Below are 17,105 nucleotides of genomic sequence, written 5' to 3' on the forward strand. Positions count from 1 at the left end.
GCATTTACCATCAGTACGTGCAGCCCCTCAGCAACGAAATGATCAAGGAAGCGCTGGACGCTCGTCAGTTCGCGTACTTCGTCGATGCGGACGGCGACATCGCCGGCAACTTCCAGGGCAACCTCATCTACTTCTTCCGGCTCGGCGCGCGGCAGGAGATGCTGCAGGTCAGGGCGATGATGCAGCACGTCTTCGCGATCGAGGACGTGCCGAAACTGTACGAGTTCTGCAACGCGTGGAACCGCGATCAGCTCTGGCCGAAGGCGTACGTCCAGGTCACCGACGACGGGCAGGCCATCGTCATCGGCGAGGTCTCGGCCGACTGGGAACGCGGCGTGACCCTCGAACAGCTCGACCAGGTGCTGCTCTGCGGCATCGCGACCGGCTGCCGGCTGGGCGAGTCACTGGGCGAGCTCAAGACCTCCCTGTAAAAAGTCATGGCCTCCACGCGTGCGTGGAGGCCATGACGGTGAAAACGCCTCAGGAGACGTTGAAGCCCAGCTGGTAGGCCCCGGTGCCGCTGGACGACACCACCACGTACCGGTACGTGCCGGACCGGCCGGTGAAGCTCAGCGTCTTGTCCCCGTCGCCGTCGGCCCGCGCCACGGTACGGAACGAGCCCCGGTTGTTCTGCCGCTGCAGCACCAGGTCGAAGTCGGTGCCGTCCGGCGCGTCCAGGCAGGCCGTGTGCGTGCCGGCCCGGGCACGGTACGCCCCGCCGTCCGGCTGAACCTGCGTGGCGCCGGCCCGGGCGAAGTCACCCTCACGCTGAACCGGAAGAGCGTCACAGGCGGACGCGGTCTCGTCGTCGGCCGGCGGCGTGGTCGCCTCGGCCGGCGGTGTGGTCGCCTCGGCCGGCGGTTCTGCCGCGCCCTCGGACGTCACCAGCGTCAGGTTGTTCGTCGCCAGGATCTCGTTGACCGGCTGGAAGAACGTCTCCCCGCCGACCGTGCAGTCACCCGAACCACCCGAGGTCACACCCTGGGCCTGGTCACCGGAGAGCCACGGCCCACCGGAGTCGCCGCCCTCGGCGCACACATCGGTACGCGTCAGACCGGTGACCGCGCCCTCCGGGTACCGGACCGTCTGGTTCTTGGCGAGGATCGTGCCGCAGAACGTGCCCGTGGTGGACCCGGACCGGCAGATCGCCGCTCCGACCGGAGCCTCGGTGTTGCCGGCCACCGGCAGCTCGTTGCCCTCGAAGTCGTTGACCACCGCGCGGGGGGTCCAGTCGCCGTTCACCGCGACGAAGCCCATGTCGGCCTCGCCCGGGAAGACCGAGGCCTCCACGGTGCCCTGCGCCTCGTTGTTGAAGCCGGTGGTCGTGGTGCCCACGGCGCCGCAGTGCCCGGCGGTCACGAAGCCGCCGTCCACCGAGAAGCCGATCGAACAGCGGGCCTGCCCGCCGTCCAGATTGATGAAGTACGGGTCACCGCCGCGGACGTCGAACAGCGGCTTCGGCTGCGCCTTGCTGACCTTCACGGTCAGCGCGGAGGCCGGGACACCGGCATCGGTGGCGAACTCGAGAGCGTCGGCCTCGTCCGCCGTACGCGCGACCACCACCAGCTTGTTCGTGGGAACGTCGACGTACCAGCCGGTCAGCCCGGCGGCGTCGGAGACCACCGCGTCCAGCTTGGTCTTCGCCTCGTCCAGCTGGGCCTCGCTGCGCTTGACCAGCACCGGGACCGCGCCGGCGGCCTTCACTGCCTCGGCCGCGTCCGAACCGGTCACCGCGACCTTCAGCGTGGTGCCGTCATCAGCGAGCCACGCGCCGCCGAAATCCTCGCCGGTCTGCGCCGCGAGTGTCGCCGAGACACCGCCGGCCCACTCGGACCGGGCGAGCCGGGTCCGCGCCTGGTCGCCGCTGAGGCCCAGGTCCCGTTTCAACGCCTTGAGAAGCTCCGGCGAGACACCATCGGTGGTGACGGCCGGCGAATCGGCCGACTCGTTGGTCCCGGCGAGCGACGGCAGCGTGAACGCCACCGCCGCTCCACCGGCCACCACCACCGCCGCCGCCACGGCGATCGGTCTGCGCTGCATCTGGAGAACTCCCTCCGCCATCGGTGCCGTGGGGGCGGCACCGTGCCTGGGAGTACGCAGCTCGTCCGAGAATGGTTGAAAAACCCCTCAGACTTCCACCACAGTGGGTACGATCATCGGCCTCCGCCGGTACGCGTCGTTGACCCAGCGGCCCACCGTCCGGCGCACGACCTGCTGCAACTGATGCGGGTCGGTGATGCCGTCGGCTGCCGACCGGTGCAGCGCCGCGGTGAGCAACGGGATGACCGGATTGAACGCGTCCGGGTCCTCGGAGAAGCCCTTCGCGGAGATGCTCGGCTCGCCGACCACCTTGCCGGTCACCGAATCGATCACCACGGTGGCGGAGATGAAACCGCCGTCGCCGAGGATCCGCCGCTCGGTGAGCAGCGACTCGCTGACGTCGCCGACCGCGAGGCCGTCGACGTAGACGTACCGGCTCTTCACCCGGCCCACCACGCGGGCGTGGCCCTCGACCAGGTCGACCACGTCGCCGTCCTCGCAGAGCACCACCCGGTCCGGCGCGACACCGGACTCGATGCCGAGCTGGGCGTGCGCGCGCAGGTGCCGCCACTCGCCGTGCACCGGCATCAGGTTGCTCGGCCGGACCACGTTGAGCAGGAACAGCAGCTCACCGGCCGGCGCGTGCCCGGAGACGTGCACCTTGGCGGTCTCCTTGTGCACGACAGTGGCGCCGGCCCGGGACAACTGGTTGATGACCCGGTAGACCGAGGTCTCGTTGCCCGGAACCAGCGAGCTGGCGAGCACCACGGTGTCGCCGGAGGCGATCGAGATGTGCCGGTGGTCGCCGGTGGACATCCGGCCCAGGGCGCTCATCGGCTCACCCTGCGAACCGGTCGACATGAAGACGATCTCGTCGGGCGGCAGGTGGGTCGCCTCGTCGAGGCCGACCAGCAGGCCGTCCGGGATGCGCAGCAGGCCCAGCTCCCGGGCGATGCCCATGTTACGGACCATGGAACGGCCGATCAGGGCGACCTTGCGCTCGTGCTCCCAGGCGGCGTCCATCACCTGCTGCACGCGGTGCACGTGCGAGGCGAAGCTGGCCACGATGATCCGGCCACGCGCCTTGCCGAAGATCGAGCTGAGCACCGGGCCGATGTCGCGTTCCGGTGTGACGAACCCGGGGACCTCGGCGTTCGTCGAGTCGGAGAGCAGCAGGTCGACGCCCTCCGCCCCGAGCCGCGCGAAACCGGCCAGATCGGTGATCCGGCCGTCCAGCGGCACCTGGTCCATCTTGAAGTCGCCGGTGTGCAGGATCAGACCCGCCGGGGTGCGCACGGCGACCGCCAGCGCGTCCGGGATCGAGTGGTTGACCGCGAAGAACTCGCACTCGAACGGGCCGAGCCGTTCGACACCGCCCTCCCGGACGGTGAGCGTGTACGGATCAAGGCGCCGCTCGGCCAGTTTCGCCTCGACCAGCGCGAGGGTGAACTCCGAGCCGACCAGCGGGATGTCCGGCTTGTGGGCGAGCAGGTAAGGCACCGCGCCGATGTGGTCCTCATGGCCGTGCGTCAGCACGATCGCCTGAATGTCGTCGAGCCGATCGAGGACCGGCGCGAAGTCGGGCAGGATCAGGTCGACGCCGGGTTGCTCGACATCGGGGAACAGCACTCCGCAGTCGACGACGAGCAGCTTGCCGTCGTACTCGAAGACCGTCATGTTGCGGCCGATGGCGCCGAGCCCACCGAGCGGAGTGACGCGGAGTGCGCCCTCCGGCAGCGGCGGTGGCGGACCCAGCTCCACGTGAGCTTGACTCATTCGCCTCTTCCTGTCAGAGCACGATGCCGGCTGCGGCGGCGTCCTTGCGCAGTTGGTTCAATTCGTCCGCGCCGGCGTCCACCAGCGGTGATCGGACGGGCCCCGCAGGCAGCCCGGAAGCATTCAGTCCCGCCTTGACCAGCATGGTCCCCGGTGACCGGAAGATGCCGGTGAACAGCGGCAGAGCCTGCCGGTGCCGGGCCAGAGCGGTCGCGGTGTCACCGCGCTCCCACGCCTCGATCATCTCCTTGGCGAGCACACCGGTGAAGTGCGTCGACGTGCCGACCAGGCCGACCCCGCCGATCGAGAGCAGCGGCAGGGTGGCCGCGTCGTCGCCGGAGTAGTAGGCCAGGTCGGTCCGGGAGAGGACCCAGGACGTGGCGATCAGGTCGCCCTTGGCGTCCTTCACCGCGACGATCCGCTCGTGCTCGGCGATCCGGCACATGGTCTCGGTGGCGATCGCCGTACCTGCCCGGTGCGGGATGTCGTAGACCATGATCGGCAGCCCGCTGGCGTCGGCGACCGTGCGGAAATGCCGCTCGACGCCCGCCTGCGGCGGCTTGTTGTAGTACGGCGTGACGACCAGCAGGCCGTGCGCGCCGGCTTTCTCGGCGGCGTTGGCCAGCTCGATGGTGTGCGCGGTGTTGTTGGTGCCGACGCCGGCGACAACCTTCGCCCGGTCGCCGACAGCGTCGACCACGACGCGCAGCAGGGTGTCTTTCTCGGCGTCGGTAGTGGTCGGCGACTCCCCGGTGGTCCCGCTGACCACGAGAGCGTCGTTGCGCTGCTCGTCGACGAGGTGGGCGGCGAGTCGTGCCGCGCCCTCGAGGTCCAGGGATCCGTCCGGGGTGAACGGGGTCACCATGGCGGTCAGCAGCCGTCCGAAGGGCCGCGGGTCGTGCGTCATACCTGACAACCTATCGGACGCTCCGGTCACACGTAGAAAGCGGTGAACGGGGCCCATGGGAGGTTACGCAGGATGCTCCAGACCGCCCAGACCCCCATGAATGTGATCATGGCGGCCGGACTGATGGTCAACTGGGGCAGCCGCCAGCGGAACAGCTTGCGCCCGGCCCAGGCCACGTAGATGTAGAGCAGGAACGGCACCGCGAAAACGAAGAGCGCGTGGTGCCGGGCCGCGGCCGGCAGGTCACCGTGCAACAGGTACCAGGCGGCGCGGGTGCCGCCGCAGCCCGGGCAGACGAAACCGGTGACGTATTTCAGCAGGCAGGTCGGCTCGGCGCCGGCCTCGGCCGAGACCGGATCGGTGACAAGCGTGTATCCCGCGGCGGCGCCCATGCAGGCGAGCAGCGCGACCGGGGCGAGCCAGATCGGGGAGCGTGCCATCACCCTGTCGACGAACCGGGTCACCCGGTCCTGCTGGGGTGGCGGGTATTGATAAGTCAGCCACTCCGGGGGCATCGGCGGCCCCTGGATCGGCGGCTGCTCACTGCTCATGGCGGTCACGGTACACCCGGCTCGCCCGCCTTGAGCGCGACCGAAAGCGCCTCCGCCAGGTCACCCCGCTCCGGCGGCGCCACGCGGGTCAGCCCGAGCCACCCGGCCAGCCGGATCAGCTCCGCGGCCAGCGCGGTGGCCGTCTCCTCCGGGCCGGCGCCCGGCTCCAGCCAGGCCGCCGGCACCTGCAGCTCGCCGGTGCGCCGCTCAGCTTTCAGATCGACCCGGGCCGCGAACCGGTCACGCAGCAGGAACGGCAGCACGTAGTAGCCGTACAGCCTCTGGGGTTTGGGCACGTAGATCTCGATGCGGTAGGTCATCCCGAACAGCCGCTCCGTGCGGGCCCGCTCCCAGATCAGCGGGTCGAACGGGCTGACCAGGGTCTGCGCCGCGATCCGGCGCGGCAGACGGGCGTCACGATGCAGGTAAGCCCGCTGTTTCCAACCGGCGACCGTGACCGGCAGCAGGACCCCGTCCTCGACCAGCTCGGCGATCGCCGGTTTCGTCGCCTGCGCGGGCAACCGGAAGTAGTCACGCAGCTCCGGCTCGGCCGCCACACCCAGCGTGCGGGCGGAGAGCTCCACCAGATGCCGGAACGCTGACTCGGGCGTCGGGGTCGGCGCCTCCAGCACCGCGGCCGGCAGCACCCGCTCGGTCAGGTCGTAACGCCTGGCGAACGAGTTGGTCCGGTCGGCGGCGGTGATCTGGCCGGTGAAGAAGAGCCACTCGAGGGCCTGCTTCACCACCGACCAGTTCCACCCCCAGTGGTCCTTGCTGCGGGGCGCGTCGTGCTCGATCTCGGCGGCCGTGATCGGGCCCCGGGACCGGACCTCGTCGAGCACCCAGGCGACCAGCTCGGGTTGCTCGGCGACGATCCGCCGCATGTTGCCCCAGGCGAACTCGGCAGCCCGCGCCATCCGCCACCGGAAGAACGGCTGCAGGTCGGTGCGGATCAGCGACGCCTCGTGCCCCCAGAACTCGAACAGGTCCCGTGGTCGCTTGTAGGCGGCCCGCTCCAGCAGGTCGACCGGGTAGGGGCCGAGGCGGCTGTAGAGCGGCATGAAGTGGGCGCGCTGCAACACGTTCACCGAGTCCATCTGGATCAGGTGCAGCCGGCGCAGCACCCGGCGCAGGTGGCGCATGTCGGTGGCGCCACCCGGTTTCGGGTCGGCGAAACCCTGCGCCGCCAGGGTGATCCGGCGGGCCTGCGCGACGGAGAGCGAATCGGGGACAGCCACGTGAAGCAACATAGGACAGGGGTGTGACAAAGTTGCGGCCATGGCTCTCGGCTTCGTCCGCCCCGCGCGTCCCGAGGACGCCTCGGAGATCGCACGCATCCAGCTCTCCACATGGCGCACCGCGTACCGCCGGATGTTCCCGCCGCACGTGCTGGCGAACCTCGACGAGGCGTACCTGGCCCGCGGCTGGACCGAGGCGATCACCGCGCCCCCGTCGGTCCGGCACCGCGTCCTGATCGCCGTGGAGCAGAGCGACACGGCGAAGAACGTCGTCGGTTTTGCGGCCGCCGGCCCCGCCGACGAGCAGGCCCTGGCCCCGTCAGAGAACCCACTGCCAGAGGATGTCGCCGCCGTCACCGACCTGCTGATCGAGCCCCGCTGGGCCCGTCGCGGCCACGGCAGCCGGCTGCTGGCAGCGGTGGTCGACCACTGGCGCGACGACAAGTTCCGCTCCGCCGTGGCCTGGGCCTACGAAGCCGACAGCGCGATGCTCAAGTTCCTCGGCTCGACCGGCTGGGAGCCCGATGGTGCCGGCCGCGCCCTCGATGTGGACGACCTGCTCGTCCCCCAGATCCGCCTGCACGTAGCGATCGACCTCGACGGAGAATAGAAAAGTGACACCCACCTTCGTCTTCGACGGCGACTGCTCGTTCTGCACCCTCTGCGCCGATTTCATCGAGCGCCGCATCCCCACCCGCGCCAAGGTCATCCCCTGGCAGTTCGCCGACCTCAAGGCCCTCGGCCTCACCGTCGAGCAGTGCGAAGCCGCCGTCCAATGGGTCGCCTCGGACGGCTCCACCGCCGCCGGCCCGGACGCCATCGCGCTCCTGCTGAAAGACGCAGGCCGTTTCTGGTCACTCCCCGGCGCAGCGCTCACCCTTCGCCCGGTCCGCTTCGCGGCCTGGCCCGCTTACCAGTGGGTCGCCGACCACCGCCACCTCATGCCGGGTGGCACAGCCGCCTGCGCAGTCCGCCCCCACCCCTGACCTTTGGGTACGTCTCCACAAAGCCAGAGCTACCCACCGCCGTGGTGGCGTCACCAAGGCGCCCGCGGCCAACCCGAAGCCGACCCGCCACGGCGACGGCTTCCCAGAAACTCGTGAGCCCCCGGCGATCGACCGACTCTCGGGTTTCGCCACTCAAGGGCCGGTAGCGGGTTCGTAGCGCGGTGGCGACGTAACGCGGTGGCGACGTAACGCGGTGGCGACGTAACGCGGTGGCGACGTAACGCGGTGGCGACGTAACGCGGTGGCGACGTAACGCGGTGGCGGCGTAACGCGGTGGCGGCGTAACGCGGTGGCGGCGTGGCGGTTTCTCAGGGCGAGGTACCGCTCGAAGATCTTGTGCGGTTTAGCCGGTCGATCAACCACAAGTGCACGAGTTCGCGAAACGGCCATCCGTGGCATGTCGATTTCGGGTCGCTGGCGAGCGTTGTGACGACGCTCTGCCACCACAGCAGGCTGACGTACCGGATCTTGGAGACCAGCGGGTGTTCCTATGCCCCACCGGTCTCCAAGTTTCGGCCAACGCGGCACTTCACAGGTTCGACGTGGTAATGCGGTGCTTAGCAGGTCCGACGCCGCTAACGCGGAACTCCACCGATCTTGTGGATTTCGGCGAACCGTTTGCGCACAACTCCACAAGATCCAGGCCGAGCGGCGCGGCGCGGCGCAGCGCGGGGCGGGGCGGCGCGGCGCGGGGCGGGGCGGCGCGGCGCGGCGCGGCGCGGCGCAGGGGGCGCGGCGCGGGGCGGCGCAGGAGGGCGGGGCGGGGCGGCGCAGGAGGGCGGGGCGGGGCTTCACCGATCTTGTGGACTTCGGCGGACCGTTTGCGCGGAACTCCACAAGATCGGCCAGGCCTGTTCGATCTTGTGGAGTTGTGCGGACACGTCTGCGGGGAAATCCACAAGATCCAGGCCGAGCCGGGCGACGCGGCACAACACGGCGCGGGGCAGCGCGGGGCGCGAGGCGTGATCCGGGCACACGGTGTCGTTGTGTGCGACCTGACCCACCCGAGCACCCCACCCCGCCCCACCCCGCCGGGCTGGCTGGCTGTGCTGGCTCGGGCGCGAGTTCCGCGCCGCGTATCGGCCACGGGTTCGGTCCGCGCCTCAGCGGTTCTCCTGGTCAAGCGGGTGGTGGGGCCGGCCCTGCCGTCGGCCGGGACGGTGCACCGGTCGCCGTAGGGCGCGCAGCGGCCTGGGCGGCGCTCTGGGGTCGCGGGGGACTCACGGGGGCGCGTCGACTGCTTTTGTCCGGGCCCGAGACGCGTACCAATGGAATTTGATCTTCTCTAAGGGTAGGAAACTCGCCATCGCGACCAGATGCGGGGCGAAAGAGATGGTGATCGTGGAGAAAGTGATCACGTGGAAGCTGTAGAAGAAGGCGACGACCGCGCTGCGCCAGCGGGGTGGCACGACGAAGATTAGCGGGCTGAGCAGCTCGAACGCGATGATGCCGAACTGGGCGAGGATCAGCAGGCCGGGTACGCCGGCGATCAGATCGGCCAGCGCGGTGCCGCGGCGGATGATCGCCTGGGCGAGGACTGAGCTGGTCACCCAGTCGATGCCGCCGAAACGGAGCTTCGCCAGCGCCGCCAGGAAATAGGTGCAAATAACCGAAATCTGGGTTACGCGCAGAGCCCATCCGCCGGCTTCTGTCCGTTCCTGATCACCGTGCCGGGCCGCACCCACAGTGGGCAGAACCGCCAGCGCGACGAGCAGGCCGACGCGGTCGTGATCGACCTTGCCGTAACTCATCGCGATGATCATCCACTCGAAGTAGAGCAGGAAGACCGTCCAGCCGAGCAGGCGCGGCGCGCGGCCGGTCGCGGCCGCGACGGCCAGCACGATGAGCGCCCAGAAGATGCCGTTCACCAGCAGCGGGCCGGGCGTCGGCAGGTGCAGCAGGCGGCCGACCAGCAGCGGTTCGTAAAGATCGCCCGGCGTGTTCGCGTGCGAGCGCACCCAGGGCGTGAAAACAACAAGATCAAGAGCGACGAACAGATAGACCAGGGTACGGAATGCCGCGATCCGGCCCTTGGGAACCGGTTCGGTCAGCCAGCGAACCAGGCGGTTCACTGTTTCACCCAATCGGCGACGACCTCGTCGGTGAACGTGCCGGTGGGGCGGCTGTGCTCGACCAGGTGCCAGCGGATCACGATGCGCACCTCACGCAGCGCAGGAGCGCCTGGCGTGTGCTCGGCGTAGGCATCGGCGATCCGGCTCAGCCGCGACGGGTCGGCCTCGTAAGCCGCCTGCTGGCCCTCGATCTCGGCACGGCGGATGCCGCTGTTCGTCTCGGTGATCGTCACGACGGCGCCGGTCACGTCCACACCCTCGACCCGGGTGTCCTTCGCGGCGCCGTTCGGATCGGGCGCCGTCGAGTACATCCGGAAGGGGCCGAACGGGAAATCGTCGTCCTGGCCCCAGAACGTGCCGGCCAGCAGCAGAACGAGCCCGGCGACGGTCACCAGGACACGAACCCTGCGGCCAGTCGTCGTCAGCTCGGTCGTCGTCTGCTCGGTCATCGACGCCAACCTAGCCACCGCACGCAATCAGCCCAACAGCGGGTCAGGCCAGCAGCCGGTCAGGCCAGCAGCCGGTCAGGCCAGCAGCCGGTCAGTCCAGCAGCCGGTCGAGGCCGATGGTCAGCCCCGGGCGCTGCCGCACGTTGCGGACCGCGAGCAGCACACCCGGCATGAACGACGACCGGTCCAGCGAGTCGTGCCGGATGGTCAGCGTCTCGCCGGTGGTGCCGAACAGCACCTCCTGGTGGGCGACCAGACCGGCGGCCCGGACCGAGTGCACCCGGACGCCGTCGATGTCGCTGCCGCGGGCGCCGAGCTGCTCCTCTTTCGTCGCGTCCGGCATCGGCGGGCAGTTCGCCGCGGCGCGGGCCTCGGCGATCACCTTGGCGGTGTGCATCGAGGTGCCGCTGGGCGCGTCGAGCTTGCGCGGGTGGTGCTGCTCGATGATCTCGGCGGACTCGAAGAAACGAGCCGCCCGAGCCGCGAACTGCATCATCAGGATGGCCCCGATGCCGAAGTTCGGCGCGATCAGGACGCCGACCTCGGGCTTGTCGGCGAGCCAGCGCCGGACCTGCTCGAGCCGGTCCTCGGTGAAGCCGGACGTGCCGACCACCACGCTGATGCCCTGCTCGATCGCCCACTGCAGGTTGTCCATCACCACGTCGGGGTTGGTGAAGTCGACGAGCACCTGAGCGCGCGTGTCCGAGGCCTGGAAGAGCAGATCACCCTGAGCGATCATGGCGACCAGCTCAAGATCGGCGGCCGCGTCGACCGCCTTGCAGACCTCCAGGCCCATCCGGCCCCGAGCTCCGAGGACACCGACACGAATGGGTTCAGGCAGGTCTGTCACACCGTCAATTTAACGTACGGCGGCGGGCCTCCCACCACCGCTCCACGCTGCCCACCACCAGGAAGACCAGGCCCACGTACGCCCAGCCGACCAGCACGTCGATCACCCAGTGCTCGGCCGAGTAGACAAGCGTGAAGGTCATCGCGAGCGGGTACGCCAGCAGCAGCGGCCACCAGCGCCGCCGAACCACCGGCAGGAAGAACACCACGGCCATGAACGCGAAACCGGTGTGCAGCGACGGCATCGCGGCGACCGGGTTCGACGCCTCGACCTGAAGTGCGTTGAGGGTGTTGCCGGCGCCGTGCAGGCCGATCGCGTCCCAGCCGTTCGTCGAGATGCGGGTCGCCGAGATCAGCGAGCCGTGCTCCGGTTCGGCCGCCCACCACGGCGGGGCCGCCGGGTACAGGAAGTACGTGACCAGGCCGAACACGCAGAGGGTGAACCAGCGGCGCATGAACCGGGCCCACTGCGGACGGGACCGCATCCAGAGCACCACGGCGATCGTCGGCAGCGTCAGGAAGTGCGAGAAGTAGACGATCGAGGTGACCACCTCCCACCACTGGACCGTGTCCGGCTGATAGAGGTGGTTCTGCAGCCACTCGGTCGGGGTGAGCCCGCCGGTGAACCAGCCGAACATCGCTTCGTCGATGGCGATCAGCTCGGTGACGTGCGGCGCGAACAGCTTGTCGGCGTAACCGCGGGACACGTTGTAGATCACCAGGAGCAGGCAGATCGGCAGCCAGTCCCGCAGGAACCGCAGGTGCGTCTTCCACGGCTCGTAGTTGCGCCACGCGATGGTGGCCAGCCACAGCCAGCCGAAGGCGATCAGCGGGTCGCTGGTGGGCACCCCGATGAAGTAGATCCCGACGGCGAAGACCACCGCCCAGATCAGCATCCCGATGATCCGCCGCCTCCGGAGTTCCGGTGGTGGTGGGGTCGCGGGTGTCTCGGGCGGTGTCTCCAGCGTTGTCACGGGGTCCAAGGGTAATCAGGCCGAAAAATCGGCCTCGTCGAACGGGCCCACCACGGCCAGCGAGCGCCCGCCTCTGCCTGCGAACAGCTCGGCCGCGACCGCGTTGACCTCGTCGACGGTGACCGCGTCCACCCTGGCCAGCAGGTCGTCGACACCCATGATGTCGCCGTGCAGCAGCTCGGATTTGGCGAGACGGCTCATCCGCGACCCGGTGTCCTCCAGGCCCAGCACGTACGAGCCCTTCACCATGCCCTTGCCCCGGAGCAGCTCACCCGGAGTGATGCCGTCCGCGGCGACCCGGTCGAGCTCCACCCGGATGAGGTCGAGCACCTCCTGTGCCCGGGTCGGCGCGCAGCCGGCGTAGACGCCGACCAGGCCGGCGTCGGCGTGCTGGCTCGCGTACGAGTAGACCGAGTAGGCCAGGCCGCGCTTCTCCCGGATCTCCTGGAAGAGACGGCTCGACATGCCGCCGCCGAGCACATTGTTCAGCACGCCCAGGGCGAACCGGCGCTCGTCGTGCCGGCCCAGGCCGCCGCCACCGAGGACGATGTGCGCCTGCTCGGTTTCGCGGCGCACGACCACGGTCGAGGGCTTCTGCAGGCGTACCGGCTTCTCCCACGGACGGGTCGGCGCGGGCGCGGCCGGCTCGGTGTCCAGCGGGGTGCCGGCGAAGGCTTTGCGGACCAGTTTCACCACGGCGGCGTGGTCCAGGTTGCCGGCTGCCGCGATCACGACCTCGGGGGCCGTGTAGCGCTTGCGGTAGAACTTGTTGATCTGGTTCCGGGTCATTGGCGTGATCGACTCGGGCGTACCGGAGATCAGCCGCCCGAGCGGGTGATCTCCGAAGATCGCCTCGGAGAAGATGTCGTGGACCTCGTCACCCGGCTCGTCCTCGTGCATGGCGATCTCTTCGAGGATCACGCCACGTTCGGTCTCGACGTCGTCCGGCTCCAGGAGCGAGTCGGCGAGCGCGTCACACAGCACGTCGACCGCGAGCGGCAGATCAGCGTCGAGCACCCGCGCGTAATAGCAGGTGTATTCCTTCGTGGTGAAGGCGTTCGTCTCGCCGCCCACCGCCTCGATCTCCGCGGAGATGTCCAGCGCGGTGCGCCTGTGCGTGCCTTTGAAGAGCAGGTGCTCGAGGAAGTGCGAGGCGCCGTGCAGTGACGGCGTCTCGTCCCGGGAGCCGATGCCCACCCAGATCCCGAGCGCAGCGCTACGGGTGTGCGGGATGGACTCGGTCAGGATGCGCAGGCCGCTGGGCAGGACCGTCTTCTGAATTCCATCAGGAAGGGTCCGGGTGACGGCGCGGGCCGGCCTTTCGGCCGGCCCGCGGTTGTTCGCTGTCACTTAGTCGCGGCGCTCGCCGGCCGGACGCTGCCGGCGACGGCGGGGCTCGCCGCCACCCTCACGGGGCGCGCCACCCTCACGGGGACCGCGGTCCTCGCGCGGCGCCCGCTCCGGACGGCCCTCACCAGAGGCTGCCGGCGCGGCGGCCGGGGCCTCCTCGCCCTCCGGGCGGACCTTGTCGAGGTAGATCTTGCCGCGAGCGTCGATGTCCGCGATCGAGACCTCGACCTTGTCACCGACGTTCAGGAAGTCCTCGACCTTGTCGACCCGCTTGCCGTCGCCCACCTTGGAGATGTGCAGCAGGCCGTCGCGGCCCGGCAGCAGCGAGATGAACGCGCCGAACGCGGCCGTCTTCACCACGGTGCCGAGGAACTTGTCGCCGGCCTTCGGCATGGTCGGGTTCGCGATCGCGTTGATCCGCTCGACCGCGGCCTCGGCCGACGGGCCGTTGGTCGCGCCGACATAGATCGTGCCGTCGTCCTCGATGGAGATGTCGGCGCCGGTCTCGTCCTGGATCGCGTTGATGGTCTGGCCCTTCGGCCCGATCACCATGCCGATCTTGTCGACCGGGATCTTCACCGTGGTGACGCGCGGCGCGTACTCGCTCATCTCGGCCGGGGCCTCGATCGCGGCGGTCATCACGTTGAGGATCGTGGCGCGGGCCTCGTGGGCCTGCTGGAGAGCGCCGGCCAGCACGTCCGACGGGATGCCGTCGAGCTTGGTGTCCAGCTGGAGCGCGGTGACGAACTCACTCGTGCCGGCGACCTTGAAGTCCATGTCGCCGAACGCGTCCTCGGCGCCGAGGATGTCGGTGAGCGCGATGTACTGCGTCTTGCCGTCGACCTCGTCCGAGATCAGGCCCATCGCGATGCCGGCGACCGGCGCCTTCAGCGGGACACCGGCGGAGAGCAGGGCCAGCGTCGAGGCGCAGACCGAGCCCATGCTCGTCGACCCGTTGGAGCTCAGGGCCTCGGAGACCTGACGGATCGCGTAGGGGAACTCCTCACGCGTCGGCAGCACGGGCACGAGGGCCCGCTCGGCCAGCGCGCCGTGGCCGATCTCGCGGCGCTTCGGCGAGCCGACCCGGCCGGTCTCACCGGTCGAGTACGGCGGGAAGTTGTAGTTGTGCATGTAGCGCTTGGTCTTCTCGGGAGCGAGAGTGTCCAGCGACTGCTCGAGGCGCAGCATGTTCAGCGTGGTGACGCCCAGGATCTGGGTCTCGCCGCGCTCGAACAGGGCCGAGCCGTGCACGCGGGGCAGCACGCCGACCTGAGCGGTCAGCGGGCGGATGTCGCGCGGGCCGCGGCCGTCGATGCGAACCTGCTCGCGCAGGACCCGCTGCCGGACCTCGGACTTGGTGATCGAGCGGAAAGCCGCGCTGATCTCTTTCTCCCGGCCCTCGAACCGCTCGTCGAGCAGCTCGTGCGCCTTCGCCTTGACCAGGTCGAGGGACTCCTCGCGCTCCTGCTTGCCGGCGATCTTCAGAGCCTCGGCGACCTCGGCGCGAACCGCGTCGCTGACAGCCTGCAGAGCGTCGTCCTGGTAGTCCAGGAAGACCGGGAAGTCGGCGACCGGCTTCGCGGCGATCTCGGCCAGCTCGCTCTGCGCGCGGCAGAGCTCGCGGATGGCCGGCTTGGCGGCCTCGAGGCCGCTAGCGACGATCTCCTCGGTCGGGGCGGCGGCGCCACCGGCGATCAGCTTGATCGCGTGCGGGGTGGCCTCGGCCTCGACCATCATGATCGCGACGTCGCCGTCGGCGGTCACCCGGCCGGCCACGACCATGTCGAAGGTGGCCCGCTCGAGCTCCTCCAGGGTCGGGAACGCGACCCACTGACCCTCGACGTGCGCGACGCGGGTCGAGCCAACCGGTCCGCTGAACGGCAGGCCGGAGAGCTTGGTGGACATCGACGCCGCGTTCATGGCGACGACGTCGTACGGGTGCGCCGGGTCGAGCGCAAGGATGGTCTCGACGACCTGGACCTCGTTGCGCAGGCCCTTGGTGAACGACGGGCGCAGCGGCCGGTCGATCAGGCGGCAGGTGAGGATGGCGTCCTCGCTGGGACGGCCTTCGCGGCGGAAGAACGAGCCGGGGATCCGGCCGGCCGCGTACATCCGCTCCTCGACGTCCACGGTCAGCGGGAAGAAGTCGAAGTGCTCCTTCGGCTGCTTGCTCGCGGTCGTGGCGGAGAGGACGGTGGTGTCGCCCAGCTGGACGATCACCGAACCGGCGGCCTGCTGTGCGAGGCGGCCGGTGGAGAAGACGATCTCGCGGGTGCCGAACGATCCGTTGTCGATGACGGCGGTGCGGGATTCGGTGCCGAGAGCGGTGTTCTGCTCTGTCATGAAGTGCGGTACTCCTTCGTCGAGGACCCGGCGGTCTACAGCGCGTTCCAGTCGAGCCGGTCTTCGATCGAAGTGCCCAGGTCGAAGGCCTGGGAACCACTACCGAGGACCGGTGCTGACGGTGTGATCCGCGCGGGTCCGTGGGGTGAAATTCCAAGGGAGCGGCCAGCCGGCCGCTCCCTCAGCAAACTATCGGCGCAGGCCGAGACGCTCGATGAGCGTCCGGTAACGCGCGATGTCCTTCTTCTGAACGTAGTTCAGCAGGCGGCGACGCTGGCCGACCAGCAGCAGCAGGCCACGCCGGCTGTGGTGGTCGTGCTTGTGCACCTTGAGGTGCTCGGTCAGGTCGGCGATCCGCTTGGTGAGCATGGCGACCTGAACCTCGGGCGAACCGGTGTCGCCCTCCTTGGTCGCGTACTCACCCATGATCTTGTTCTTGGTCTCTTGATCGAGCGCCATGTTCTCCGGACTTCTGTGTTGCCGATTGCACGGTTACCCCGCGCCCCGCGGCGTCGGGCAGGCAGGCGGGACCGGTGTCGGATATTCCAACGACCATTCCACACTACCAGCCGGTCACGCGAGCATTACCCGGGTCTGTTCGACGTCGGCCTGGATCTGGGCGATCAACGGCTCGATCCCGTCGTATTTGCGCTGCTCACGGAGGTGACCGACGAAGTCGAGGCTGAGCCGCTCACCGTACAGATCGCCGGAGAAATCCAGCACGTACGCCTCGACCCGGCGCTCACGGCCGGAGAACGTCGGATTGGTGCCGATCGACACACTCGCGGCCCAGCGACCGGCGTTCTCCCCGGTGCGGGTCAGCCACGCGGCGTAGATGCCGTCGGCCGGGACAGCGGCGTACCGATGGACCATCAGGTTGGCGGTGGGGTAACCGAGTTCCCGGCCACGCGCGTCACCGCGGACCACCACGCCGGTGAGCCGATGCGGCCGGCCCAGCGCCATCGACGCGGCCCGCACGTCACCCGCGTCGACGCAGCTGCGGATGTAGGTCGAGGAGAAGACCAGCCCGTCCTCGGAGACCAGCGGAGCGTCCTCGACGGTGAACCCGAAGGTCCGGCCGAGCGTCTCCAGCATCGTCACGTCACCGGCCGCCTTGTGACCGAACCGGAAGTTGTCCCCCACCACGACCACGGCCGTGTGCAGCGCCTCGACCAGAACGTCGTGCACGAACGCGTTCGGCGTCTGCTTCGAGAAGGCCGGGGTGAACGGCACCACGCAGAGCGCGTCGACGCCGAGCTCCTCGATCAGTTCCGCCTTGCGGACCGGCTCGGTCAGCACCGCCGGGTGCGAGCCCGGGCGGACCACCTCGGCCGGGTGCGGGTCGAAGGTCACCACGACCGACTGGAGGCCGAGGTCGCGCGCCCGTTTCACCGTGTGCCCGATGATCGCCTGGTGCCCGCGGTGCACGCCGTCGAAGACGCCGATCGTCACGACCGAACGGCCCCATCCACCGGGGACCGACTCGTAGCCCCGCCACCGCTGCATCGAAAACACTCCCTGTCGAATCTTCGTTACCGGCTCAGCGTAT

General features: G+C 69.4%; 16 protein-coding genes. 3 read left to right on the forward strand and 13 right to left on the reverse strand.

Features of this window, described 5'->3' with window-relative positions; translation table 11 throughout:
• The first annotated feature begins 17 nt into the window (after positions 1-17).
• A complete protein-coding gene (locus tag ACQP2E_RS32780) occupies positions 18-431 on the forward strand; it encodes a YbjN domain-containing protein (RefSeq protein WP_433826848.1) in 414 nt (137 codons plus the stop codon).
• 49 nt (positions 432-480) lie between these two features.
• Here the strand turns inward: ACQP2E_RS32780 and ACQP2E_RS32785 are convergent, their stop codons facing one another.
• From ACQP2E_RS32785 to ACQP2E_RS32805, 5 genes are all read right to left on the reverse strand, one after another.
• Positions 481-2,040 carry a S1 family peptidase gene (locus tag ACQP2E_RS32785; RefSeq protein WP_433826849.1) on the reverse strand — a complete coding sequence of 520 codons (1,560 nt, stop codon included), beginning with the start codon at positions 2,038-2,040 and terminating at the stop codon, positions 481-483.
• A gap of 87 nt (positions 2,041-2,127) precedes the next feature.
• Positions 2,128-3,816, reverse strand: a complete 1,689-nt coding sequence (locus ACQP2E_RS32790; protein ID WP_433826850.1) for a ribonuclease J — start codon at positions 3,814-3,816, stop codon at positions 2,128-2,130.
• 13 nt (positions 3,817-3,829) lie between these two features.
• Positions 3,830-4,723 (reverse strand): 4-hydroxy-tetrahydrodipicolinate synthase, encoded by an 894-nt coding sequence (gene dapA, locus ACQP2E_RS32795; protein WP_433826851.1) that lies wholly within the window; start codon positions 4,721-4,723, stop codon positions 3,830-3,832.
• Positions 4,724-4,749: 26 nt separating this feature from the next.
• A complete protein-coding gene (locus tag ACQP2E_RS32800; RefSeq protein WP_433826853.1) occupies positions 4,750-5,274 on the reverse strand; it encodes a DUF2752 domain-containing protein in 525 nt (174 codons plus the stop codon).
• A 5-nt stretch (positions 5,275-5,279) separates the two neighbouring features.
• Positions 5,280-6,512, reverse strand: coding sequence for a winged helix-turn-helix domain-containing protein (locus ACQP2E_RS32805; protein WP_433826854.1), 1,233 nt, complete (start codon positions 6,510-6,512; stop codon positions 5,280-5,282).
• Between the two features lie 40 nt (positions 6,513-6,552).
• On the opposite strand from ACQP2E_RS32805, the gene ACQP2E_RS32810 reads away from it, so the two are divergent.
• Positions 6,553-7,122, forward strand: a complete 570-nt coding sequence (locus tag ACQP2E_RS32810) for an N-acetyltransferase family protein (protein WP_433826855.1) — start codon at positions 6,553-6,555, stop codon at positions 7,120-7,122.
• Between the two features lie 4 nt (positions 7,123-7,126).
• Positions 7,127-7,498: a thiol-disulfide oxidoreductase DCC family protein gene (locus ACQP2E_RS32815; protein ID WP_433826856.1), complete on the forward strand. Its 372-nt coding sequence runs from the start codon at positions 7,127-7,129 to the stop codon at positions 7,496-7,498.
• Positions 7,499-8,739: 1,241 nt separating this feature from the next.
• Here ACQP2E_RS32815 and ACQP2E_RS32820 read toward each other — a convergent pair.
• The 8 genes from ACQP2E_RS32820 to ACQP2E_RS32855 form a co-directional block, all read right to left on the reverse strand.
• Positions 8,740-9,591 carry an MFS transporter permease gene (locus ACQP2E_RS32820; RefSeq protein WP_433826857.1) on the reverse strand — a complete coding sequence of 284 codons (852 nt, stop codon included), beginning with the start codon at positions 9,589-9,591 and terminating at the stop codon, positions 8,740-8,742.
• Positions 9,588-10,040 carry a hypothetical protein gene (locus ACQP2E_RS32825; RefSeq protein ID WP_433826858.1) on the reverse strand — a complete coding sequence of 151 codons (453 nt, stop codon included), beginning with the start codon at positions 10,038-10,040 and terminating at the stop codon, positions 9,588-9,590. The genes ACQP2E_RS32820 and ACQP2E_RS32825 overlap by 4 nt, the downstream gene beginning before the upstream one ends.
• A 91-nt stretch (positions 10,041-10,131) precedes the next feature.
• Complete coding sequence (gene dapB, locus ACQP2E_RS32830; protein ID WP_433834134.1) at positions 10,132-10,836, reverse strand: 4-hydroxy-tetrahydrodipicolinate reductase; 705 nt, start codon at positions 10,834-10,836, stop codon at positions 10,132-10,134.
• A gap of 58 nt (positions 10,837-10,894) precedes the next feature.
• Positions 10,895-11,785: a phosphatase PAP2 family protein gene (locus ACQP2E_RS32835; protein ID WP_433834136.1), complete on the reverse strand. Its 891-nt coding sequence runs from the start codon at positions 11,783-11,785 to the stop codon at positions 10,895-10,897.
• Between the two features lie 93 nt (positions 11,786-11,878).
• On the reverse strand, positions 11,879-13,213 hold the full coding sequence (locus ACQP2E_RS32840; RefSeq protein WP_433826860.1) for a M16 family metallopeptidase: 1,335 nt from the start codon (positions 13,211-13,213) through the stop codon (positions 11,879-11,881).
• Positions 13,214-15,556, reverse strand: a complete 2,343-nt coding sequence (locus ACQP2E_RS32845; RefSeq protein WP_433826861.1) for a polyribonucleotide nucleotidyltransferase — start codon at positions 15,554-15,556, stop codon at positions 13,214-13,216.
• A gap of 189 nt (positions 15,557-15,745) precedes the next feature.
• Positions 15,746-16,015 (reverse strand): 30S ribosomal protein S15, encoded by a 270-nt coding sequence (gene rpsO / locus ACQP2E_RS32850; protein WP_111651421.1) that lies wholly within the window; start codon positions 16,013-16,015, stop codon positions 15,746-15,748.
• A 114-nt stretch (positions 16,016-16,129) separates the two neighbouring features.
• Positions 16,130-17,062 (reverse strand): bifunctional riboflavin kinase/FAD synthetase, encoded by a 933-nt coding sequence (locus ACQP2E_RS32855; protein ID WP_433826862.1) that lies wholly within the window; start codon positions 17,060-17,062, stop codon positions 16,130-16,132.
• Positions 17,063-17,105: the final 43 nt, after the last annotated feature.

Source organism: Actinoplanes sp. CA-015351 (assembly GCF_050955685.1).
In the GTDB taxonomy this organism is placed as follows: Bacteria; Actinomycetota; Actinomycetes; order Mycobacteriales; family Micromonosporaceae; genus Actinoplanes.